Origin of the sequence: Rhizobium sp. CB3090 (genome assembly GCF_029714285.1) — a bacterium.
Taxonomy (GTDB): domain Bacteria; phylum Pseudomonadota; class Alphaproteobacteria; order Rhizobiales; family Rhizobiaceae; genus Rhizobium.
Genome location: NZ_CP121662.1, coordinates 3,792,963 through 3,816,433, shown reverse-complemented (window position 1 = coordinate 3,816,433; position 23,471 = coordinate 3,792,963). Strand labels below are relative to the sequence as shown.

The 23,471-nt window shown below is 60.6% G+C and carries 20 protein-coding genes; 10 read left to right on the top strand and 10 right to left on the bottom strand.

All coding sequences use genetic code 11. From position 1 onward, the window contains the following. Window positions 1-21 precede the first annotated feature (21 nt). From QA646_RS18350 to QA646_RS18335, 4 genes are all read left to right on the top strand, one after another. Window positions 22-1,017: an aldo/keto reductase gene (locus QA646_RS18350; RefSeq protein WP_283056796.1), complete on the top strand. Its 996-nt coding sequence runs from the start codon at window positions 22-24 to the stop codon at window positions 1,015-1,017. 228 nt (window positions 1,018-1,245) lie between these two features. After that, a complete protein-coding gene (locus QA646_RS18345) occupies window positions 1,246-6,747 on the top strand; it encodes an alpha-2-macroglobulin family protein (protein WP_283056795.1) in 5,502 nt (1,833 codons plus the stop codon). A 9-nt stretch (window positions 6,748-6,756) separates the two neighbouring features. Continuing rightward, the gene (pbpC, locus tag QA646_RS18340; RefSeq protein ID WP_283056794.1) at window positions 6,757-8,844 is read left to right on the top strand and encodes a penicillin-binding protein 1C; all 2,088 of its coding nucleotides are present in this window, start codon (window positions 6,757-6,759) and stop codon (window positions 8,842-8,844) included. Window positions 8,845-8,933: 89 nt separating this feature from the next. After that, a complete protein-coding gene (locus QA646_RS18335; RefSeq protein ID WP_283056793.1) occupies window positions 8,934-9,293 on the top strand; it encodes a nuclear transport factor 2 family protein in 360 nt (119 codons plus the stop codon). Between the two features lie 175 nt (window positions 9,294-9,468). Here the strand turns inward: QA646_RS18335 and pheT are convergent, their stop codons facing one another. The 5 genes from pheT to rpmI form a co-directional block, all read right to left on the bottom strand. Beyond that, window positions 9,469-11,892, bottom strand: coding sequence for a phenylalanine--tRNA ligase subunit beta (gene pheT / locus QA646_RS18330; protein WP_283056792.1), 2,424 nt, complete (start codon window positions 11,890-11,892; stop codon window positions 9,469-9,471). Window positions 11,893-11,910: 18 nt separating this feature from the next. After that, entirely contained in the window at window positions 11,911-12,333 is a 423-nt protein-coding gene (locus QA646_RS18325; protein ID WP_283056791.1) for a hypothetical protein, read from the bottom strand. 34 nt (window positions 12,334-12,367) lie between these two features. Further along, complete coding sequence (pheS, locus tag QA646_RS18320) at window positions 12,368-13,450, bottom strand: phenylalanine--tRNA ligase subunit alpha (RefSeq protein WP_283058913.1); 1,083 nt, start codon at window positions 13,448-13,450, stop codon at window positions 12,368-12,370. A 315-nt stretch (window positions 13,451-13,765) separates the two neighbouring features. Beyond that, window positions 13,766-14,170: a 50S ribosomal protein L20 gene (rplT, locus tag QA646_RS18315; RefSeq protein WP_283056790.1), complete on the bottom strand. Its 405-nt coding sequence runs from the start codon at window positions 14,168-14,170 to the stop codon at window positions 13,766-13,768. 37 nt (window positions 14,171-14,207) lie between these two features. Then, window positions 14,208-14,411, bottom strand: a complete 204-nt coding sequence (rpmI, locus tag QA646_RS18310) for a 50S ribosomal protein L35 (protein ID WP_283056789.1) — start codon at window positions 14,409-14,411, stop codon at window positions 14,208-14,210. Between the two features lie 377 nt (window positions 14,412-14,788). Here rpmI and QA646_RS18305 point away from each other — a divergent pair, with 377 nt between their 5' ends. Next, window positions 14,789-15,040, top strand: a complete 252-nt coding sequence (locus QA646_RS18305; protein ID WP_283056788.1) for a type II toxin-antitoxin system ParD family antitoxin — start codon at window positions 14,789-14,791, stop codon at window positions 15,038-15,040. After that, entirely contained in the window at window positions 15,030-15,347 is a 318-nt protein-coding gene (locus QA646_RS18300; RefSeq protein ID WP_283056787.1) for a type II toxin-antitoxin system RelE/ParE family toxin, read from the top strand. Before QA646_RS18305 ends, QA646_RS18300 begins: the two co-directional genes overlap by 11 nt. A gap of 144 nt (window positions 15,348-15,491) precedes the next feature. On the opposite strand, the gene infC is transcribed toward QA646_RS18300, so the two are convergent. After that, window positions 15,492-16,028: a translation initiation factor IF-3 gene (gene infC / locus QA646_RS18295; protein WP_283058912.1), complete on the bottom strand. Its 537-nt coding sequence runs from the start codon at window positions 16,026-16,028 to the stop codon at window positions 15,492-15,494. Window positions 16,029-16,307: 279 nt separating this feature from the next. Here infC and QA646_RS18290 point away from each other — a divergent pair, with 279 nt between their 5' ends. Further along, window positions 16,308-17,120 carry an alpha/beta hydrolase gene (locus QA646_RS18290; protein WP_283056786.1) on the top strand — a complete coding sequence of 271 codons (813 nt, stop codon included), beginning with the start codon at window positions 16,308-16,310 and terminating at the stop codon, window positions 17,118-17,120. Window positions 17,121-17,355: 235 nt separating this feature from the next. Next, entirely contained in the window at window positions 17,356-17,955 is a 600-nt protein-coding gene (locus QA646_RS18285; protein WP_283056785.1) for a transglutaminase-like cysteine peptidase, read from the top strand. Window positions 17,956-18,074: 119 nt separating this feature from the next. Here QA646_RS18285 and QA646_RS18280 read toward each other — a convergent pair whose 3' ends face one another. Together QA646_RS18280 and mbfA are read right to left on the bottom strand one after the other, a co-directional pair. Next, window positions 18,075-18,260: a hypothetical protein gene (locus tag QA646_RS18280; RefSeq protein WP_283056784.1), complete on the bottom strand. Its 186-nt coding sequence runs from the start codon at window positions 18,258-18,260 to the stop codon at window positions 18,075-18,077. A gap of 246 nt (window positions 18,261-18,506) precedes the next feature. Continuing rightward, window positions 18,507-19,490: an iron exporter MbfA gene (gene mbfA, locus QA646_RS18275; RefSeq protein WP_283056783.1), complete on the bottom strand. Its 984-nt coding sequence runs from the start codon at window positions 19,488-19,490 to the stop codon at window positions 18,507-18,509. A 242-nt stretch (window positions 19,491-19,732) separates the two neighbouring features. On the opposite strand from mbfA, the gene QA646_RS18270 reads away from it, so the two are divergent. Beyond that, window positions 19,733-20,200, top strand: a complete 468-nt coding sequence (locus tag QA646_RS18270) for a truncated hemoglobin (RefSeq protein ID WP_283056782.1) — start codon at window positions 19,733-19,735, stop codon at window positions 20,198-20,200. A gap of 223 nt (window positions 20,201-20,423) precedes the next feature. Beyond that, entirely contained in the window at window positions 20,424-21,191 is a 768-nt protein-coding gene (locus QA646_RS18265; protein ID WP_283056781.1) for a CDP-diacylglycerol diphosphatase, read from the top strand. A 98-nt stretch (window positions 21,192-21,289) separates the two neighbouring features. Here the strand turns inward: QA646_RS18265 and QA646_RS18260 are convergent, their stop codons facing one another. Both QA646_RS18260 and QA646_RS18255 read right to left on the bottom strand, forming a co-directional pair. Next, window positions 21,290-22,204 (bottom strand): EamA family transporter, encoded by a 915-nt coding sequence (locus QA646_RS18260; protein ID WP_283056780.1) that lies wholly within the window; start codon window positions 22,202-22,204, stop codon window positions 21,290-21,292. 97 nt (window positions 22,205-22,301) lie between these two features. Next, the gene (locus QA646_RS18255; protein WP_283056779.1) at window positions 22,302-23,327 is read right to left on the bottom strand and encodes a histone deacetylase family protein; all 1,026 of its coding nucleotides are present in this window, start codon (window positions 23,325-23,327) and stop codon (window positions 22,302-22,304) included. Window positions 23,328-23,471: the final 144 nt, after the last annotated feature.

The window sequence follows — 23,471 nt, the reverse complement described above, 5'->3', positions numbered from 1 at the left end:
TAAGCTCAGAAGGACACGACTATGAAAACCCGCAAACTCGGCAAGGAACTCTCCGTCTCCGCTGTCGGCCTCGGCTGCATGGGAATGAGCTTCGCCTATGGCGCAACCGATGACAATGAATCCATCAAAACGCTGTATAGAGCCGTCGATCTCGGCGTAACCTTTTTCGATACGGCCGAAACATACGGCCCCTTCACCAACGAGGTGCTGGTCGGCCGTGCGCTGAAGCCCGTCCGCGACCGCGTCGTCATTGCGACGAAGTTCGGCTTCAAGCTCGATCCGGAAAAGTCAGGTCCGGCAGCGATGATCGGCGTCGATAGCCGGCCGGAACATGTGAAAGAGGTGGCCGAAGCCTCGCTGAAGCGGCTCGGCACCGATGTCATCGACCTCTTCTACCAGCACCGCGTCGATCCGAACGTTCCGATCGAGGATACAGTCGGCGCGATGGCGGAGCTGGTGAAGGAGGGCAAGGTGCGTGCGCTCGGGCTTTCGGAAGCCGGTGCCGCCACCATCCGCCGCGCCCATGCTGTGCATCCGATTGCCGCCGTGCAAAGCGAGTACTCACTGTGGAGCCGCGATCCGGAGGAAGAGGTGCTTGCTGCCTGCCGTGAACTCGGCATCGGCTTTGTGCCGTATAGCCCACTCGGTCGCGGCTTCCTGACCGGTGCGATCCGCAACGTGGGCGACCTCGCAGCCGATGACTTCCGCCGCAACGTGCCGCGTTTCCAGGGTGAAAACTTCGACGCCAACGCCGCCCTCGTCGCCAAGCTCGAAGTCCTCGCCAAGGACAAGGGCGTCACCGCAGCACAGCTCGCACTCGCCTGGGTGCTGCACCAGGGCGACGACATCGTACCGATCCCCGGCGCCCGCAAGCTGCACCATCTGGAACAGAACTCCGCCGCCGCCGATATCACGCTCTCGGCCAGCGAACTGCAGGAATTGAGCGATGTCATCCCGCCCGATCTGGTGGCCGGCAAGCGCTATTCGGATGCCTCGCTAGCCATGACGAACCTGTAGGAGCATCGTCAGCTTCTCGCACGCAACATAGGCACCGGCGTTCCCTCGCTGGTGTCGATGCTTTTTCGTTGGCACCTTTACGAAAGCTGCGAAAGCATGGCCTCTAAGCGGCAGCCGAACAGATCGGTATAGTCGAAATCGCGCATTTACGTCTCCACGCTCGGTTGACAAATTAGCCCGAAGTTTGAAGAGTGCGGCCAATCGAAACGGGCAGCGTTGGGGGGACTTATGTCTAAGCGCGCGTTTATCGGACTTTCCGCTTTTCTTATAGCCACCTTCGTCGCTTTGACACCCGCGAGCGCCGCCGATGCCAAGCGGCAGGTGGTCACCACGCCGGACGGCGATTACTTCGGCTTCGATCTGCGCACCGAGCAGAATGTCACGCTGGATCAATGCTCGACATCCTGCATCGGCGACAAGTCCTGCAAGGCCTTCACCTATAATCCCAAGGTGAAATGGTGCTTCCTGAAGTCCGATTTCAACCAGCTCAACAGCTTCCCCGGCGCTGTTGCGGGCAAGATTGTCGAAACTGCGGCCGCCAACGAGCCGGATATCGGCGCCGCACCCGCTCTTCCCTTCCTTTCCGACAATTTCGTACAGGCCGCGCGCGATGCGAAGAGCAGGCTCATGCTTGCCAACGAATTGAAAGGACAGGGCGTCGAAAGCCTGACGGCGCTCGGCCGCATCGAGCTGACCTCCGGTAACGTCAACAACGCATTGAACGCCTTCCAGGGTGCGCTATCGCTGGCGCCTGACAATGGCGCGCTTTGGGTCGAGATGGCGCGGGCCGCCAACACCATAACGAACGACACGACCGTCGCCACCCAGGCGGCCTATGCTGCCCTCAACGGCTATCAGCTTTCCCGCACGACGCGGAGCCGCGCCGACGCGCTCGCCGTGCTCGCCAGCTCTCTGCAGAACGCGCAGAATTATCGTCAGGCGCTCAGCGCCTACAAGGCAAGCCTCGCCCTGGCCGGCTCGCCGACGGTTCAGGCCGCCTATGAGGATCTGAGAGCCCGCCAGGGCTTCCGCGTCACCGGCAACACGCTTGACAACGACAACGCTTCGCCCCGCGCCTGCCTGCAATTCTCCGAAAAGCTGGTGAAGAGCGGCGTCGACTATACGCCTTTCGTCACCGTCAATGGCGCCGCTCCGAAGGGCGTCGATGCCAAGGACAACCAGATCTGCGTCGAAGGCCTCGATTTCGGTCAGCGTTATAAGATTTCGCTGCGCCGCGGCCTGCCTTCCTCCGTCGATGAAGATCTTGCCGCCCAGGTGGACATCGAGGTCTACGTCAAGGACCGCACCGCCTCGATCCGCTTCACCGGCGACAATTTCGTGCTGCCGTCGACAGCGCGTCGCGGCATTCCGCTGGTTTCGGTCAACGCCACCACCGCCAACTTGAAGCTCTACCGCATCGGCGACCGCAATATCGCGCAACTGCTCAACAATTCGCAGTTCCTGACGCAGATGGACAGCTATAGCGCCCAGACCATTCAGGACACCAGCGGCGAGTTGGTCTGGCAGGGCTCGATCGATATCCAGCAGGATCTCAACAAGGATGTCGTGACGAGCTTCCCCATCGACGAGGCCCTGCCGAAGCGCAAGCCCGGCGTCTATGTCCTGACCGCGGTCGCACCGAACGCCGGCCAGGAATGGGATCCGCAGGCAACGCAATGGTTCGTCGTCTCCGATATCGGCGTTACGACCTATGCCGGCACGGACGGCTTGAACGTCTTCACCCGCTCCCTCGCCAGTGCCAAGCCGATCGCCGGCGTCGAGCTGCAACTGCTCGCCAAGAACAATGAAATCCTCGGCACAGCGAAGACCGATGCGAATGGCCGCGCCACCTTCAGCGCCGGCCTGATGCGCGGCACTGCTGGCATGACGCCGGCCGTCATCACAGCGCAGAACGGCGATCAGGATTACGTCTTCCTCGACATGACCCGCGCCGGATTCGATCTCTCCGACCGCGGCGTCACCGGCCGCACGGCGCCGGGCGCGATCGATCTGCTCACCTGGACCGAACGCGGCATCTACCGCGCTGGCGAGACAGTGCATGCCTCCGCTCTTGCCCGCGACGTCAGCTCCATGGCGATCGAGAACCTGCCGCTCACCTTCGTCTTCCTGCGCCCCGATGGCGTCGAGGACCGTCGCATCGTGACCGACGGCGGCAAGCTCGGCGGCTACAATGTCGACCTGCCGCTGCAACAGACCTCGATGCGCGGCACCTGGACGATGAACATCTATACCGACCCGAAGGGCGCCTCCATCGGCTCGCAGACCTTCCTCGTTGACGATTTCGTGCCGGATCGCTTCGAGTTCGACATGAAGAGCGACGCCAAGGCGATCGAAGTCGGCCAGCCGACGCCCGTCAATATCGAAGGGCGCTATCTCTATGGCGCGCCGGCCGCGGGCCTCAGCCTCGAAGGCGAAGTAACGCTAAAGCCGACGCGCGAGAGCGACGACTATAAGGGCTACGAATTCGGCCTTGCCGACGAGGCCGCCGGACAGGATAACAGCGATAGCGACAGCAGCAGCGACAACAAGGCCGAGAGCTCGCAAGTGCCGCTGGAAGACCTGCAGGCGCTGGACGAAGACGGCAAGACGACCTTCGACGTTACCATCGCTGATACGCCCTCAACCACGCAGCTCCTCAACGCCAACATCACCGTCCGCATGCAGGAGGCCGGCGGCCGTGCTGTCGAGCGCTCGCTGACGCTGCCGGTCAAGGCTGATGGGCCGCGGATCGGCATCAAGCCGGAATTCGACGGCGATCTCGGCGAAAATTCGATCGGCAATTTCCACGTCATCGCCGTCGACCAGAACGGCCAGAAGCAGGCCATGCAGGGCCTGACCTGGAAGCTGCTCGCCGTCGAGCGCGACTACCAATGGTATCGCGACGGCAGTAGCTGGAAGTACGAAGCCGTCGCCTCGACAAAACAGGTCGCCACCGGCACGGTCAATGCCACGACGGATGGCGCGGAAATTTCCGTGCCGGTCACCTGGGGCCGCTACCGGCTGGAGGTGGAGACCGCCGATACGAACGGCCCGCAATCCAGTGTCGAATTCGACGCCGGCTGGTATGTCGCTTCCACCTCGACGCAAACGCCGGATGCGCTGGAGATCGCGCTCGACAAGGACAACTACCATGTCGGCGATACGGCCAAGCTGAAGGTAACCTCTCGTTATGCCGGCCAGTTGATGGTGACGGCCGGCTCCGAAACGCTGATCTCGGTGACCAATGCCGACATCGGCACGACCGGCGGCGAAGTCGACATTCCCGTCACCGCCGATTGGGGGGCGGGCACCTATGTGACCGCCACCCTCTTCCGTCCCGGCGACGCGCAGGAAAGCCGCATGCCGATGCGCGCGATCGGCATCAAATGGGCGACCGTCGATCCCGGCGAACGCAAGCTGCAGGTCAAGCTCGATGCGCCGCAGAAGACCTTGCCGCGCCAGCCGCTGAATATCGGCGTGCAGGTGGCGGGCGCAGGCGCCAACGAGGATGCCTACGTCACCGTCGCCGCCGTCGATGTCGGCATTCTCAACCTGACGCGCTACCAGCCGCCGGTTCCGGACGATTGGTATTACGGCCAGCGCCAGCTCGGCCTCGAAATCCGCGACCTCTACGGCCGCCTGATCGACGGCTCGCTCGGCGCCACCGGGCGGCTGCGCACCGGCGGCGACGGCGGACAGGCGGCCCTGCAGGCGAGCCCGCCGACGGAAAAGCTGATCGCCTTCTTTTCCGGTCCGATCAAGCTCGACGCCAGCGGCAAGGCCAATGTCAGCTTCGACATTCCGCAGTTCAACGGCACGGCGCGCCTGATGGCGGTTGCCTGGTCAAAGGCCGGCATCGGCCATGCCACGCAGGACGTGATCATCCGCGACCCGGTCGTGGTCACCGCCAGCCTGCCGAAATTTCTCGCTCCGGGGGATAAGGCCAATCTCCGGCTCGATATCGCCAATACCGACGCGCCTGCCGGCGATTATAAGCTGGCAGTGACCGGCAACTCGGCCGTGACCGTCGATGCCAGTGCCGCGCAGCAGACGATCAACCTGAAACAAGGCGGCAAATACGATATCACCTTGCCTCTGACCGGCGGACAACCGGGTGCCGGCACGGTCGCGATCAATCTGTCCAATGCTTCGGGAATGTCGCTCGACCAATCGGTCGACATACCGGTCCGGCCGGCACAATTACCGGTGACCGAACGGCGGCTGATTACGCTCGCACCCGGCAAGAGCCTGACGGTCAATGCCGATCTGCTCGCCGACAGCGTGCTGCCGGGCGCTTCCGTCAGCGTCAATGTCAGCCGCTCCAGCGCCTTTGATGTGCCGGCTTTGCTGATGAGCCTCAGCCACTATCCCTATGGCTGCGCCGAGCAGACGGCCAGCAGCTCGCTGCCGCTGCTCTATTTCAGCGAGATGGCGATCAAGAACGGTCTTGCTGACGACGCTGAAATTCATAAGCGCATTCAGGACGCGATCTATCGCGAAACGTCCTATCAGTCGTCGACCGGCAGCTTCGGCCTCTGGGCTCCCGGTTCCGGCGATCTCTGGCTCGATGCCTATGTCACCGACTTCCTGACCCGTGCCCGCGAGCAGAAATACACGGTGCCGGATCAGGCTATGGTGCAGGCGCTGGAGAACTTGCAGAATTCGCTGAGCATCAACACCAACGTCAAGGATCAGGGCAACGAGATCGCCTATGCGCTCTACGTGCTCGCCCGCAACAAGAAGGCTTCGATCAGCGATCTGCGCTACTACGCCGACACCATGCTGAACGACTTCCCGACGCCGCTCTCCAAGGCGCATCTGGCGGCGGCTCTGGCGCTTTATGGCGACGCGCAGCGCTCGCGCAATATCTTCATCGATGCGCTGCAGATGTCGCAAAAGGCGGCGGTGACGAAGGTCAGCTTCGCCCGCTCCGACTACGGTTCGTCGCTGCGCGACGGCGCGGCCGTGCTGGCGCTTGCCGCCGAAAGCCGCCCCGTGCCGCCGATCATTCCGGAACTGGCTGGTGTCGTTGCCAAGGAATGGCAGACCAAGACCTATACCAGCACCCAGGAACAGACTTGGATGCTGCTCGCCGCCCGCGCCCTGCAGAACGGCGATGACGGCCTGACGCTCGATGTCAACGGCGCTGCGCATAGCGGCGCTTACATGGCCCAGATGACCGGCGACGCCCTGATGGGCCATCCGCTGACCGTCACCAACACCACCCGCCAGCCGCTGTCAGCCTCCGTGACCACCGTCGCGGCCCCGGTAACGCCGCTGCCGGCCGGCGGCGACGGCTTCACCATCGAACGCAAATACTACACGCTCGACGGCGAGGAGGCGAATGTCAGCCAGGCACAGCAGAACGAACGTTACGTCGTCGTGCTGCATATCACGGAAACCAACGACTGGCCGTCGCGTGTTCTCGTCACTGACCTGTTACCGGCCGGCTTCGAGATCGACAATCCAAGCATCGTCAACAGCGCGCAGCTTTCGAACTTCGACTGGCTGAGCGATGTGCAGCCGGCCCACGTCGAGTTCCGCAACGACCGCTTCGTCGCCGCCTTCGACCAATCGTCCGACCGCGATCTCAGCTTCGCCTATGTCGTGCGCGCCGTTACGCCTGGCACTTACGATCATCCGGCCGCAAGCGTCGAGGACATGTACCGTCCGCAATTCTCGGCCCGCACGGCCATGGGCCGCATGGAGGTGCTGGCAGCGCAGCAGTAAGAGAAGGCAATGAAGACGCGGTGGAAAATTGCGATCGGTATCGGGGTGAGCGCCCTTTCGGTGGCGGCGCTCGCCTTCGGCCTTGACACCGCCGACCGCGCCTTTCCGCCGCCGCTCGACAAGGCCGGCGTCGTTTCGCCTGAAGTGCTGGATGCCAATGGCGAGCTGCTTCGCGCCTTCGCCACGCCGGAGGGGCGCTGGCGGCTGAAAACCGATGTCGCCGATGTCGATCCGCAATTCCTGCGCATGCTGGTCGCCTATGAGGACCGGCGCTTTTACGACCATCGCGGCGTCGATCCGGTGGCGCTCGGCCGCGCCTTTCTGCAGCTCGTCAGCCATGGCCGCATCGTCTCCGGCGGCTCGACGCTGTCAATGCAGGTGGCACGGCTGATCGAGCCGCGTAGCGAACGGTCGGTGACCGCGAAGCTGCTGCAGATCGTCCGCGCCATCCAGATCGAGCGGCGGCTCAGCAAGGAACAGATTCTCGATCTTTATCTGACGCATGCGCCCTATGGCGGCAATCTGGAGGGTGTGCGGGCCGCAAGCCTCGCCTATTTCGGCAAGGAGCCGCGGCATTTGACAGTCGCGCAGGCGGCCTTGCTTGTCGCTCTGCCGCAACTCCCGGAAAAGCGCCGGCCCGACCGCAATCTTGCGAGCGCCGAGGCGGCCCGCCGCCGCGTGCTCGACCGGGCCGCCGTTTCGGCTGCCGTCGGCGATGGCGAGGCGGAACGGGCCGCACTCGTTCCCGTCCCGGCCAAGCGGCGGCAATTGCCAGCCTATGCCGCGCATCTCGCAGAAGCTGCACTGCGCAAGGAACCCAGTATCATCCAGCACCACACGACGCTGCGCCGGAATATTCAGCAGGGCCTGGAAACCGTGGCCGATGAGGCATCGAAGCGCTTGGGACCGAAAGTCTCGGTCGCCATGGTGATGGCGGATGCGCATACCGGCGAGATCGTTGGCGAAGTCGGCTCGGCCAATTATTTCGATTCCAGCCGCTCCGGCTGGATCGACATGACCCGCGTCCTGCGCTCGCCCGGTTCGACGTTGAAGCCCTTCATCTACGGCCTTGCCTTCGAGGAGGGATATGTCGCTCAAGAAACCATCATCGAAGATCGCCCCGCCGATTTCTACGGCTATCGTCCGCACAATTTCGACATGACCTACCAGGGCGATGTCAGCGTGCGCGAGGCGCTGCAACTGTCGCTCAATGTACCGGCCGTGCGCCTGCTCGATGCGGTCGGACCGACGCGGCTGCTCGTGCGCTTCCGTCGCGCCGAGGTGAAGCCTGTCTTGCCGCCCAATGAAGCGCCCGGCCTTGCCATCGGTCTCGGCGGCGTCGGCATCACGCTGAAGGATCTGGTGCAGCTCTATGCCGGCCTTGCCAACCGCGGCAAGCCGATGCGGATCGGCGACGGTATCCAGGATCAGCCGGGGCCGATCGAAGGCGAGCCGCTGATGGAGCCGGTGGCCGTCTGGAACATCACCGACATTCTCTCCGACATCATCGCGCCGGCCGGCAGCAAGCAGCTCGGCATCGCCTACAAGACCGGCACCAGCTACGGCAACCGCGATGCCTGGTCCGTCGGCTATGACGGCGCGCATGTGCTTGGCGTCTGGGTGGGCCGGCCGGACAATGGCGCGGTGCCGGGACTGGCTGGCTATGTCTCGGCCGCGCCCATCCTGTTCGAAGGATTTGCCAAGTCTGGCGTCGCCATCGCGCCGTTTCCGCCGCCTCCCATGGGCGCGGTGCGCATTTCCGCCACCGAACTGCCGATCAGCCAGCGACGCTTTTCGGTTACCGCCGCCGGCCTGCTGTCGGCCTCGACCCGCGAACCGGCGCCGCAGATCGTCTACCCGCCCGAGGGCGCGCGCGTCGACCTTGGCGCAAGCAGCGGCGCCAGCCCGCTAATGCCATTGGCGCTGAAGCTGCAGGGCGGCCGGGCGCCGTTCCGCTGGCTCGCCAACGGCAAGCCGCTGCCCGACCTCTCGCGTCGCCGCACCAACCAATGGATTCCGGATGGCGCGGGCTATTCGACGCTGACCGTCATCGATGCCGCCGGCCGGGCCGCGAGCGTACGGGTTTTCGTGGAATAGGGCCTGATAAATATTGTGAGCGTGTCGGCGTTTTTGCCTGTCTGGGCGTTTATGCTATATTAACAGGCACTCAAGCGAGGAACGGCGAGATGTCGGAAGAGCAAGCAATCCGCGCAGTTGTTCACCTCTATGTCGATGGCATGGCATTCGCGAATGAGCCGGCTTTGCGCAAAGCGCTGCATCCACGGGTCGCGATCATAGGCAATTATCAGGGCGCGGTGGAGTGGATGACGCGCGACGAATACATTACCGCGATCGTCGAAGAAGGCAGTGCACCACCTGACACGGTGCCGCTGATGGAGATCGAGCTGATCGATATCGAGGGCGATGCTGCGAGCGTCAAAGTCGTCGACGAATTCGCCGGCATGCGCTTCTCCGACTATCTGTCACTGCTGAAGATCGACGGACGATGGACCATCGTCAACAAAGTCTATCATTTGCATAGGTAGATCGAAACCTTCGCCCCAGCGGGGAGAAGGTACGCGCGGCACGCGCGGGTTGAGGGGGCGGCGCTGCACCGTAAGGGTTGTTCTTCGCTTCCGCTCAGAACGCTCGGTGCTGAAGGTCCTCGCCCCCTCATCCGCCCTTTGGGCACCTTCTCCCGAGGGGAGAAGGACAATCTCATTACCCCCGCAAAACTCCGCCCGTCGTCTTCGTCACATTGGCGACGATCTTCTGGGTCAGCGCCTCGAAATCCTCGTCGGTCAGCGTGCGTTCGGCCGGCTGGATCTGCACTTCGATGGCGATGGACTTCTTGCCGTCACCCAGCGACGCGCCCTCGAAAATATCGAAGACATTGACGGCGGTGATCAGCTTGCGGTCGGCGCCAACGGCGGCGCGGATGATGGCGCCGGCTTCCACCGTCTTATCGACCACGAAGGCGTAATCGCGCTTGACTGCCTGGAAAGACGAGAGCTCCAAGGGCGGTTTGGTGCGCGTGGTCTTCTTCTTCGGCTCCGGCATGGCGTCGATATAGACCTCGAAGCCGGCGAGCGCGCCGGTGACATCGAGCGCTTCCAGTGTCTTCGGATGGAATTCGCCGAAATAGCCGAGGACGACTTTCGGGCCCATCTTGATCGTGCCGGAACGGCCCGGATGATACCAGGCGGGGCCACCCTGTTCGATCTGGATATTGCCCATCGGCAGGCCGCAGGCTTCGATGACGGCAAGCGCGTCGGCCTTGGCATCGAAGACATCGACCGGCTTGCCGCCGCCCTTGGCGGCATTCGACCACATACGGCCGGCACCGGTGAGTGAGGCGGTGCCGCGGCGGATGCCGCCGGCGACGCGCCGCTGGCCTTCCGGCCTGTCGTTTTCATAGGTGCCGGAAACTTCGAAGATCGCGACATCGCCGTAACCCTTGTCGGCATTGCGCTGCGCGGCCGACAGCAGGCCCGGCAAGAGCGAGGGGCGCATGTCCGACATGTCGGCGGCGATCGGATTGGCAAGCTTCAGCGCGTTGGAACCGCCGCCGAAAAGCTTGGCCTGGTCTTCCGAGATGAACGACCAGGTGACGGCTTCCAGCATGCCGCGCGATGCAAGCGCGCGCTTGGCGGTGCGGGTGCGGATCTGCAGCGTCGTCAAGATCTTGCCGTTGACGGCGTTGTGGCTTGTGAGCGGCGCCGGCTTGATGTTGTCGACGCCGTGGATGCGCATGATCTCTTCCACGAGATCGGCCTTGCCATCGACATCCGGCCGCCATGAGGGCACGGCAACCGAAACCCGCTCACCGGAGCCGGAAACCGAAAAGCCGAGCTTCGTCAGGATCGACCTGCCCTCTTCCATGGAAACGTCAAGGCCGGTCAGACGCTTGACCTCGGAGAAGGGGAAATCGACGATCTTCGCGTCATAACCCTTGTAGCCCACGACCCTCGCCTTCGCAGCGGTACCGCCGCAGCAGGCAAGCACCAGCTCGGTCGTCCGCTCCAGACCGGGAGCCATATATTCCGGATCGACGCCGCGCTCGAAACGGTAACGGGCATCGGAGATGATGCCGAGGCTGCGGCCGGTCTTGGCGATGTTCATCGGATCCCAAAGCGCCGATTCGATCAGCACGTCGACCGTGTTCTCATCGCAGCCGGAATGCTCGCCGCCCATGATGCCGCCGATCGACTCGACGCCGTTATCGTCGGAGATGACGACGTTGCTGGGGTTGAGCTTGTATTCGCGCTCGTCCAGCGCCAGCACGGTTTCGCCTTCCCTGGCGCGGCGGACAACAAGGTTGCCCTTGACCTTGGCCGCATCGAAGACGTGCATCGGCCGGCCTTGATCGAAAGTCATGTAGTTGGTGATGTCGACCAGCGCGCTGATCGGGCGGAGGCCGATGGCGAGCAGCCGCTGCTGCATCCATTTCGGGCTCGGGCCGTTCTTGACGCCGCGCACCAAGCGCAGGGCGAAGCCGGGGCAAAGACGCGCATCGTCAAGCTCGATCTTCAGCTCGGTCGGCGTATCGCCGTCGACAGCGAAGGTTGGCGTCAGGCGCGGCTTCAGCGTGCCGAGGCCGGAAGCAGCTAGATCGCGGGCGATGCCATAGACGCCGGTGCAATCCGGGCGGTTTGGCGTCAGGTTGATCTCGATCATAGGATCATCGAGGCCGGCATAGGCGGCGAAGCTGGTGCCGACGGGCGCATCTTCCGGCAGATCGATGATGCCGTCATGGCTGTCGGAGATTTCCAGCTCCTTTTCCGAGCACATCATGCCGTGGCTTTCGACGCCGCGGATATTGCCGACCATAAGCGTCACGTCAATGCCGGGAACATAGGTGCCGGGAGCCGCGAAGGCGCCAACGAGGCCAGCACGCGCATTCGGTGCGCCGCAAACGACCTGAACCGGCTTGCCGGAGCCGTTGTCGACCATCAGCACCTTCAGCCGGTCAGCCTGCGGATGCTTTTCGGCTGACAGCACCTTGGCGATGACGAAGGGCTTGAACGCCGCCTTGTCGTCGACATCTTCGACCTCCAGCCCGATCATCGTCAGGCGAGCGCAAATCTCATCGAGCGTGGCGTCGGTATCCAGATGCTCTTTCAGCCAGGAGAGTGTGAATTTCATCGGTCGATCTCTTCCAAATCAGACAATAGGCACGATGGCCTGGATTTCATCGATGCTCAGGTCGGTTCCTTCAAAGCAATCTTGCCTCATCGCTCGACATACCTCAGCCACCAAACTCCGCACTTTGGAGCCACTTCTGTTGAAGCGATCATGATTGGTCTCCGCATAATATTGGGACAAAGCACCAACGCACTTCACAACTTGATCCGAGCCGACCACCAACAGTTCGAACTCTGCTGCGAGAAGACTGTTTTGTATTTCCTCATCACGTTCAGGCGTGCCAGTCATCAAGAGAAAAGCTCTTAAATAGTCGCGGTAAGCTTTTCGCCGCAGCTCCATCAGAGTGGTCTTCCGGTCGACATTCCGCTGATACGTGTAGGTGATTGCGGCACCAACCAGTCCTAAGACAGTCACGATCAATGGAATGTATTCACCGCTCATAACGACCCTTCTGCCACGGCAAACTTAGCGTCCGTTACACGCTCAAACCGCCGAACAGCGTCGGCATGTCGAGCGGGCGGAAGCCGTAGTGGTTCATCCAGCGGACGTCGGCGTTGAAGAAGTCGCGCAGGTCGGGCATGCCGTATTTCAGCATGGCGATGCGGTCGAGGCCCATCCCCCAGGCAAAGCCCTGATATTCGTCCGGATCGAGACCGCCGTAGCGCAGCACGTTCGGATGCACCATGCCGCAGCCGAGGATTTCCATCCAGTCGGTGCCCTCACCGAACTTGACGATCGGGCCGGAGCGGTCGCACTGGATATCGACCTCGAATGACGGCTCGGTAAAGGGGAAGAAGGACGGGCGGAAACGCATCGTCACATTGTCGACCTCGAAGAAGGTCTTGCAGAACTCTTCGAGCACCCAGCGGATATTGGCGACATTCGCCGTCTTGTCGATGACAAGGCCTTCGACCTGATGGAACATCGGCGAGTGCGTGGCGTCGCTGTCCTGGCGATAGGTCTTTCCGGGAATGATGATGCGGATGGGCGGGCTCGAGGCTTCCATCGTGCGGATCTGCACCGGCGAGGTGTGCGTGCGCAGCACCTTGCGCTCACCCTTCTCGTCCGGCTGGAAGAAGAAGGTGTCGTGCATTTCGCGGGCGGGGTGCCCTTCCGGGAAGTTCAGCGCCGTGAAGTTATAATAATCGGTCTCGACATCGGGCCCTTCGGCGATCGAGAAGCCCATGTCGCCGAAGATGGCGGTGATCTCGTCGACGATCTGGCTGATCGGATGGATGCGGCCGCGCTCGGCCGGCGAGGAGCGCACCGGCAGGCTGACATCCAGCGTCTCTGCCTTCAGCTTGGCCTCGATCGCGGCATCGCGCAGCGCCCCCTTGCGGGCGTTGATGGCGTCGGTCACCGAATTCTTCAGCGCATTGATCGCCGCACCCCGCGTCTGCCGCTCTTCCGGCGACATCGAGCCCAGCGTCTTCAACAGTTCCGAAACCGAGCCCTTCTTGCCGAGAGCGGACACCCTGACGGCTTCGATTGCCTGCTCGTCCGTGGCAGCGGCCACGTCGGCCATGAGTTGGGTTTCAAGAGTATCGAGTTCCGTCATCTTGTCCTGCCTTGCGGAGGGCGGGCTCACCGCGCCGCTATCCGCAGAATAATTGGTGAACACATCCATCGGATAGCTGGTGGCAACGATGAAGCGCTGCAGATCACTACCCATGTGCACGCGGCCAATCAACCGGGCAAATGACAAAAACCCGCTGAGAATGCGGGTCATGTGCCGAAGTTCGGCCATCGCCTGCGGCGGCACACGCTTTGACCAGGCCAATAGGCTCGATTGCGCCTGCGGCGGAACGCAAAACCCGCGCCGGTTTGCCGACGCGGGTTTGCAATGAATACACGAACTACGTGCGAAGCTGTGTTAGCTCACAACAGCTTCGAATTCGTTCTTCGTGCCGGCGTCCTTGAGGTATTCCAGGGCCTTCTTGGAGGCTGCGACGAGCGCACCGAAGGCTTCCGGCTCATGGATCGCCATGTCGGAGAGAACCTTGCGGTCGACTTCGATACCAGCCTTGTTCAGACCGTCGATGAAGCGGCCATAGGTCAGGCCGAATTCGCGGACGGCAGCGTTGATGCGCTGGATCCAGAGGGCGCGGAAATTGCGCTTGTTGACCTTGCGGTCGCGGTAAGCATACTGCTTGGAACGGTCGACGGCCGCCTTGGCGGTACGGATGGTGTTCTTGCGGCGGCCGTAGAAGCCCTTGGCCTGCTTCAGAACCTTCTTGTGCTTGGCGTGGGCGGTAACGCCTCTTTTTACGCGTGCCATGTCATGATCTCCTTAGTCTATAGCGTTACGAATAGTCTTAGAGACCGTTCGGCAAGTAGTTCTTGACAATCTTACGGCCATCCGGTTCTGCGAGAACCATGGTGCCGCGGGCGTCGCGAATGAACTTGTTGGTACGCTTGATCATGCCGTGGCGCTTGCCAGCAGCGGCTGCCTTGACCTTGCCGGACGCGGTGATTTTGAACCGCTTCTTGGCAGACGACTTCGTCTTCATCTTGGGCATTTTGCTACTCCTTCGATGCTTCCTGGCGTGCTTTGCTAAAAGCCCTTCCCACAGATCCGGCCAAGCCGGGCTGCAACAAGGTGCCGGAGCGTTTGTTGTTGAACGGCTGAAACGGTGATGAACCGCTCCGCCAGCATTCTGAACTGCCACGGCATGCCCTGCCGGTCAGTTCGGACGCGCGCTTATAACCGCAGTCGCCCGTAAGTGCAACGGGCCGTCACGGGATTTTCATCAAAGCGATGTCGGCAGCATTAGCGGATAAAAGTTTCCGAAACGAAGCGTTCAATCAGCGGTGATTTTTTGGATCGAACGGGCCGTAAAATATATTGCAATAATATTAGTTTTTACCATAATCTAAGGCGAAGGAGCCTATTGCCATGGCGCGTGCGAAGACATTTTCCCTCGGGGATACCTATGACGGTATCCTCGCGGACCTCGTCAAGAACGGACGTTTCGGTACGGAAACCGAGGCCGTTCGCGCAGGAATCCGTATGCTTGCCGACCATGAACTGAAGATGCAAGCGCTACGCCAAGACATAAGCATCGCCGACGCTGAAATTAAGGCGGGCCTTGGCAGGGAGTATTCTGATAGCGCCGCCCTGCTAAAGGATGTTATGAATGACGGCTGAGGCCGGCAAGTCGAAACGGCTGATTATCGCACCTTCGGCTTTGGAAGATCTTAGAAGCATCCGGCGCTATATCGCCGCAAGCAGTCCACACTATGCCCAGGAATTTCTGGCCGATCTGACGACGAAAATTGCATGGATCGCCGAAGTCGACTTCACCGGCTCGCCTCGAGACCATCTCGTGGAGGGTTTGCGTGGCTTTCCCTACCGCGGTCGCTGTATTTATTATCGCTCTTATCACGACCGGATCGTCATCCTACGCGTCAAGCACGGCGCCGAAGATGTCAAACCCCAGGATTTTGTAGAATAATACAAAGCTCCGTGCAGGCTTGGCGACGGATCATACACCCACGCGATAGCCGCAGCTGGTTCGTTGCCAAGCCTTTCGGCCGGCGCCACAAAAGGAAAAAGCCGCCCCTTGGGACGGCTCCGGCCTCTTACTTCTGCTCGCGCCTCACTTCGGCGCAAGCACCATCATCATCTGACGGCCTTCGAGCTTGGGCTCGGCTTCGACCTTGGCGATCTCGAGCGTATCTTCCTTGACCTGCTGGAGAAGCTTCATGCCGAGTTCCTGGTGGGCCATTTCACGGCCGCGGAACTTCAAGGTCACCTTCACCTTGTCGCCTTCCTCGAAGAAACGGCCGATCGCCTTCATCTTCACCTCATAGTCGTGGGTGTCGATGTTGGGACGCATCTTGATTTCTTTGACTTCGACGACCTTCTGCTTCTTGCGCGCCTCGGCCGCCTTCTTCTGGTTGGCATATTTCAGCTTGCCCAGATCGAGGATCTTGCACACAGGCGGTTCAGCATTGGGGGAAATCTCCACCAGATCGAGACCGGCCTCCTCTGCCATTCTCAATGCCTGGTCGGTCGGGACGATGCCCATATTCTGGCCGTCAGCCGTGATGAGCTGAACTTTGGGAATGCGAATTTCCCTGTTGGAACGCGGCCCGTCCTTTACGGGCGCGTCGGCTTTAAAGGGTCTGCGAATGGTCGTACTCTCCACGAATTGTTTCGGATTTGCTGCAGCCTCTCGCTCCCGTCGGCGCAACTGACGGAAATGTCGTAAAAGCTGCGGTGAAGTCAATAGCATGATGTCAGGAAAAAATCATCTCCCGTGCACCATTACTGTGCCGCGCAGCCGTAAGATGCGCAAAGGACACAGCAACATCGCAAAATAGCGCGTGAGCTTCTTCAGAAATCGGAAGGATTTTTGCGGTTACGCGCGTGCGAATCTGCTTTATAGAGCACAAAATTCCGGGAGTTTCCGATGTCCGAAGCCTTAGCCAATCTTGAACCGACCTTCGTTTCCGTGGGCAACGTCGGCGATCAACGGCAGATAGCTGTGCAATTGCGCGCGGCCAGGAAAGGTGCAAAGGGCGCGACGTTCGTGTGGCTCTCCGGCTATCGTTCCGATATGAGCGGCACCAAGGCGCTGGAGCTCGATGTACTGGCCGAACGATTAGGCCTCGGCTGCATCCGCTTCGACTATTCGGGCCACGGCCAATCCGGCGGCGTCTTCACCGAGGGCACGATCTCGCGCTGGCTGGAAGAGGCGCTCGCCGTTATCGACTATGCCAAGCCGAAGCGCATCGTCCTCGTCGGCTCGTCCATGGGCGGCTGGATCGCGCTGAGGCTCATCCAGGAACTGCGCAAGCGCAAGAAGACGCCCGCCATCCAGGGCCTGGTGCTGATCGCTCCTGCCCCGGACTTCACCATCGACCTGATCGAGCCCAATCTTTCCGACACCGAACGGAAATCGCTTGCCGAACGCGGCTATTTCGAGGAGCCCTCGGAATATAGTCCCGAGCCGAATATTTTCACCCGCGCCCTTATCGAGGACGGCCGCGCCAACCGCGTCCTGACCGGCATCATTGAAACCGGCTGCCCGGTTCATATCCTGCAGGGCATGCAGGATGAGGATGTGCCCTTTGCGCATTCGTTAAAATTGGTCGAACATTTGCCGGCCGATGATGTCGTGTTAACACTTGTGCGTGATGGCGACCATAGGCTTTCCCGACCGCAGGATATCGAGCGCATATTGACAGCGGCAGAGATGCTGGCGCTCCATAATCATCCATAAAAACATTGAGATAGCCTCTAGGAAAACCCTGTTGGCGGCCCCGCCGCGGGTAGGGTTCGCATGCGATCAGATGATCATAAGAGGCATTGAATTATGACAACTAGCCTTTTGATTGTGCTGAAATTAACCATAAAGGCTGGTTCCGCTGTTAACACTTAAGTAACGATTGACTTGGCGCGCCCCCTTACATTAACAATTTGTTAACAAATGCAAGGGCGATACAAGGAAAGTGGGCGTGCGTATTAAGGGCGTATTCGTTGCCTTCGCAGCTATTGTTGCGATGTCGTCGTCGGCCATGCCGGCCCCCCAGAACACAGCATCGATGACCATCGGCGGCGTCACGTCGCAGCCCATCGGGCATTATGAATTTTGTGAGCGCCACACCGACGAATGCGGTCCGACGCGCAATACCGGTCCTGTCGATATGAATGCCAACACCTGGGCGCTGGTCACCCAGATCAACCTGCGCGTCAACAAGACCATCACGCCCGCCACAGACATGGAAGTCTATGGCCAGGAAGAATATTGGGAATATCCTAAGACGGCCGGTGATTGCGAAGATTTCGCGCTCCTGAAGCGCAAGCTTCTGATGCAGAAGGGCATTTCCGCCGCCAATCTTCTGATGACGGTCGTGCGCAAGCCCGATGGCGAGGGCCATGCCGTGCTGACGTTGCGTACCCAGCAGGGCGACTACATTCTCGATAATCTCGATGACGAGGTGAAGGTCTGGTACAAGACCCCCTATTCCTATCTGAAGCGTCAGGCGAGCTACAATGCCGGCCGCTGGGTCACCATCGAAAACGGCAACGACGTCCTGGTCGGTGCAGTCAAGTAAGCAGCAATAGAAGAACAGAATCCATACAGAAGGCCGGCGGATCTGCCGGCCTTCTGCTTTTCCGAAACTGCTCAGAACGGTCCCTGCCGTTAGGCATGGACAAATTCGATCGCCATTGATTAGTGATTTTTATGGCTTTGCTGACCGGCCTTCACATGCTGCTCGTGGGTACCACCACGCGTACCGCTCGATTGCTGTTCGCGTGAGCCGGAAGACGAGGCATTGCGGGTCTTGTCGTCCATGTTTTTATGGCTCTGCTGCCCAGCCTTGACGTGCTGTTCGTGGCTTCCACCTTGGTTTGCCATTGGATTATCTCCTTAGGTTTCCAGTCGAGGCCAAGAGCGGCCTCGTGCTGGTAACAGATGGCCCCAGAGAGCGTTCCGAATTTTAACATTTCGTGATGTGTGGCTTGTCCTCACACTTCTGCAGGGATAGGTCACCGCCTATGCCGTACCACCGGGCCCTTGCTCTGCATCCCGAGCTTGCCAAAAAGGATGTTCGATGCCGGAAACGATCCACTGCATCGTTTTGTCGGCTTCGCCGAACGCGTCTCACCCATTTCCAATCAATATGCCGGCGGCCAACACCAATGAGCCGCCGACGACGACCTGGAAGGCGGCGCGGAGAAATGGCGTCTCCATATATTTGTTCTGAATGAAGGCGATCGCCCAAAGCTCGAAGAAGACGATGATAGCGGCGGTGATGGTGGCCGTCCAGAAATGGGGAATGAGATAGGGAAGCGCGTGCCCCAATCCGCCGAGCGCCGTCATGACGCCGCAGGCAAGGCCGCGCTTGACCGGCGAACCGCGGCCGGAAATCTTACCGTCGTCATGCGCGGCTTCGGTGAAGCCCATGGAAATGCCGGCGCCGACGGAAGCCGAGAGGCCGACGAGGAAGGTCTGCCATGTCTGCTGCGTCGCGAAGGCGGCGGCGAAGATCGGCGCAAGCGTCGAGACGGAGCCGTCCATCAAGCCGGCAAGGCCCGGCTGCACATAGGTCAGGACGAATTTGCGGTGGGCATCCGCGTCCTCTTCCTCCTTCACCGACTGTGGCGTGTGTTTGTCGCCGAGCATACGGGCGATGTCTTCATGTCCCTGTTCGGCCAGTGCCAGATCGCCGAGAAGCTGGCGCGTCGAGGCGTCGGCAACCCGCTTGCCCGCCTCGACGTAAAAATTATAGGCCTGCTGCTCCATGCCCTCGGCTTCGGCACGAATGGCTTCGAGCGAGAGGTTCTTGCGCAGCCAATCCGGCTTGCGTTCGTAGAAACCACTGACATGTTCGCGCCGGATCAGCGGGATGCGCTCGCCGAAACGCTTGCGGTGCATGTCGATCAGCGTCTTGCGATGCGTGTCTTCGACCTCGGCCATGTCCTCGAACACCTTGGCGGAGTCCGGATAACTGGCTCTTAGAATATCGGCGTAGGCGAGATAGATGCGCGCATCGTCCTCTTCCGAGGCGATGGCAATTGCGAGAATTTCCTGTTCGGTCAAAGAGGCAAAGGAACGTTTTGGCGAGCGGAAAAACCCGAGCAACATTAAGAATCTCCATGTTTAGAATTATTCTAAGCTAAAGTGGACAATCACGCGGGTCAAGGGCTAAGGCTTGTCCCGACAGTTGCGATGCGCTTTTAAGGCAGGATCATGCCAGGCCAACCACCGCGACTTTGACAGATTGCCGCAACGGCGGCATGACGCCTTGGTTGCGCCATGAAAATGCATAGATAGGGATCGACAACGCCGTATCTGCGCCGAATGCTGCGCGGCGGCAGGAGCATCACGTGAATAATGACATACAGGGCCGCGCCGCTCACCTGGCCGGCATTCGTGAGAAGGCCGAAGCCGAGATGGCCGGCATGGGCATCGATGCAGCCTTCATCGACAGGCTTGTCGATACTTTCTACGGCCGCATTCAAGCCCATCCCAGACTTGGTCCCGTTTTTGACGGACGTCTTGCCGGCCGCTGGCCGGACCATATGGAGAAGATGAAACGCTTCTGGTCGTCGGTCGCTTTCAAGAACGGCGCCTATGGCGGTAAGCCGGTGCAGGCACATCTCGGCGTCGAAGGCATCGCGCCCGATCTCTTTCCGGAATGGCTGGCGCTGTTTTCCGAAACACTTGCCGACATAGCACCCTCGGATGAAGCCAAGGCCTGGTTTATGGCGACGGCCGAGCGAATCGCCAAGAGCCTGACGCTATCGCTCTTCTATAATCCGGCGGTGGATGATCCGGCGAGAAAGACCGTTTAAAGCAAGTTGGGCGCAATGTGCGGCTCGATGATTGCATATTTCCTGCTTAGCCCGACAAAAATTCTGGAAATATTAGTGTCCCGACAGCCATAATGGAAATCTCCGCCGAATTATCGAGGTCGGTGGTTCTTCCGCGACTATCGCAAGGGATTTTAAGGTAAAATATCATGAGGGCCAGGTCTTTGGAAATGATGGGCTCGTCAACAAAACTTCGAAATCACGCATGAAGCATCGCCCCGTTATTCTCTCCATTTCTCTCGTTATTGTCGTCATCATCATGAGCTCATTCGTCAGCCGCTCTGCTTTGGGGCTGGTCGTTAGAGCTTGCGAGGTTAACTCTACACTGACAGGATCGCCGTATCCGTGCCTCAAAATAGTTCAGGGGCAGGATCCGTTGTCTTCCTACGCCGTTCTTCGCGAGCCGACCGATAAAGAGCGAACCATTCTTGCGCCGCTCGCCGATGTATCCGGCATTGAAGACCCTCGCCTTCTGGCGGCGGGGGCGCCGAACTATTTTGACGCAGCGTGGAGAGAGCGATCAGCCGGAATAGGCCCGCGTGCCTGGAAGGGTTCGCCACCGGATTTTGCACTGGCGATAAACGCCGCAAGTTGGCGCACACAAGATCGGCTTCATATCCACATGGGATGCGAGACGCCTCGCTTTCGCGCTCTGCTGAAGATCCATGCGACGGAGATTGGAAGCATTCGGTTTACAAACTTGAGAACCAATGTCGGTTGGTGGGCAACATTCCGTGCGGCCGATGACCTTTCAAATTTGAACCCGTTGAAGCTTGTCGCAGACGGTGTTGATGGAGCCCGCTCGAATATGAAAAACGTGGTGGTTGGCGTCTTTGGCTCGACATTGCCGGACGGGCAGCATGGCTTCTATATTCTGGCGAGAATAATGGGAGCAAACAAATCCCGCGGATCCGCGGAGGATATGATTGATCCTAAGTGCGCATCGGATGATCCCGCACAGCAGCGTGGATGAGGGATCATGTTGGGTTTCGAGTTTGCGGGGTGTCGCGCACGCGCCCCGCAAACTCGAAATCTAGCGATCCGACGACAAAACCTCGCACTCGCCGCCAATCAGCCTTTCGTGGCAAAAACCGTTGCCCCGATGCTCGCGGCGACGACGAGCGCCGTACCGAACATCTGCGACGGCGTCATCGGTTGCGACAGGATGACGAAGCCGGCAACGGCGGCGATGGCGGGCTCGAGGCTCATGAGAATGCCGAAGGACGAGGTGGGCATGCGGCGCAGCGCCACCATTTCCAGCACATAGGGAAGAAGCGGAACGAGCAGTGCCAGGCCGCCTATTTCAAGGAGGCCGGAAGCCGTCAGATGTGGGACGGCGGAGGCAAAGCCGAAAGGTGTCGAAACGATCGCCGCAACCAGCAGCGACATGGAAAGCCCTTCAAGACCCTTGAAGGCGTTGCCGACCTTCTTCGTCAACAGGATGTAGCAGGCCCAGCCCACCCCTGCGCCGCAGGCAAAGAGGATTCCCGGCAGATTGCCCACCCATTCTTCGCCGTCATAGGCCAATAGCAGAACGCCAATACCGGCGAAGACGGGCCAAAGAAGCTGACGGCTCAGCCCGAAGCCGAGAGTCGCGACAAGCAGAGGCCCGAGAAAATCGATAGCGACGGCAAGACCCAACGGAATGCGCGCAATCGCCGAAAAGAAGGAAGCCGTCATCAACGCCGAGACGGAGCCGAGTGCCAGCACGCTGATCCATTGCGAGCGGCTATAGCTCATGATCTTCGGACGGACGATGATCGCCAATGCGGCGGACGCGAAGACGAGCCGCAGCCACGTCGCACCGACCGGTCCGTAGGCGTTGATGATTGGAGACGACAAGGCCGAGCCGAACTGGATGCTGCACATGGACATCACGCACATGAGCACCCCGGCCGCGATGCCGCCAGAGGATGGCGCAACATCCGGATGCGGCATCAGCGCCGCGCCGCCATCCGTGCCACTTTCGATAAGCGTCTGATCCATGACCTCTCCCGTTACGCGGGTCTCTTAGAGGTCTGGCCGCGTGCTGGCAAATTCAAACTTTTCATCCTGCGATCAGGTGCTTTGATGGAAGACCTCCTCATGCTTCAAGGCCCTTCAGCACATTGGCGACGTTCAGGCCGATTTCCGGCACACCGTAACCACCTTCCATACAGGTCAAAACCGGTAGGCCCGCGCCGGCGATGAGCTTGCCCATGCGGATGAAATCCTCCGAGGTCAGCTTGAAGAAGGAGATCGGGTCGCGCTCGAACGTGTCCACGCCGAGCGAAAGCACGATCGCCTCTGCGTCGAAATTCTTGATGCGGCCGAGAGCATCGGCAAGCGCTGCCGACCATTGTTCCCAAGGCGTGCCGCGCGGCATCGGATAGTTGCGGTTCGCCGCCAGGCCTTCACCTTCGCCCTCCTCGTCGGCATGGCCGAGGAAATAGGGGAAGGCATGGATGGGATCGCCATGCAGCGACGCGGTGAAGACATCGCCGCGCCGATAGAAGATGTCCTGCGTGCCGTTGCCATGATGGAAATCGACATCGAGCACCGCCACTTTCTTCGCGCCGCGGTCGCGCAGCCGCTGCGCGGCGACGGCGGCATTGTTGATGAAGCAATAGCCGCCGAAGAGATCGAAGCCGGCATGATGGCCGGGCGGGCGACAGAGGGCGAAGGCAAAGCGATTGCCGGCATTGAGCCAATCGGCTCCCGTCAATGCGCAGCGCATCGATGCAACGGCCGCTTCATAGGAGCCCTTGGTGATCGAGGTATCGGCGGCGTTGGTATAGTGGCCGATCATGCCGACGATGTTTTCCGGCACGCGCTGGCTGGTGCGCCGGACGGGAAAGGAATTGGCGATCGCCTCACCCTTGTAACCGGCCGCGACCCAGCGCTCCCAGACTGTCCGCAGGAAATCGAGATAGGCCGGATCATGCACCTTGCGCGCCGTTTCCAGCCCATGCGCTTCCGGTGCGACAACATCGGTGAAGCCCGCCTCCTTCACCGCCGCCAGAATCCATTCGGCACGAAACGGCGCCTCGAAAGGCGTCACGAGCTGGCCATCATGCAGTTCGGTTTTGGCATCCCTCAGCTTGTGATCTTCCGAATAGATGACGCGCATGGCAAACTCCTGTCGCCGGCTAAGTTTCTTCGCTGATGCAGAGGCTTACACGGGTTGAGGGACGTAAGAAAGAACCGCCTGCGCTCTTGATCGCCGGGAGAAACAACGCCACCTTCCGCAGGCCCGTCAGTGAACTGGGAGATT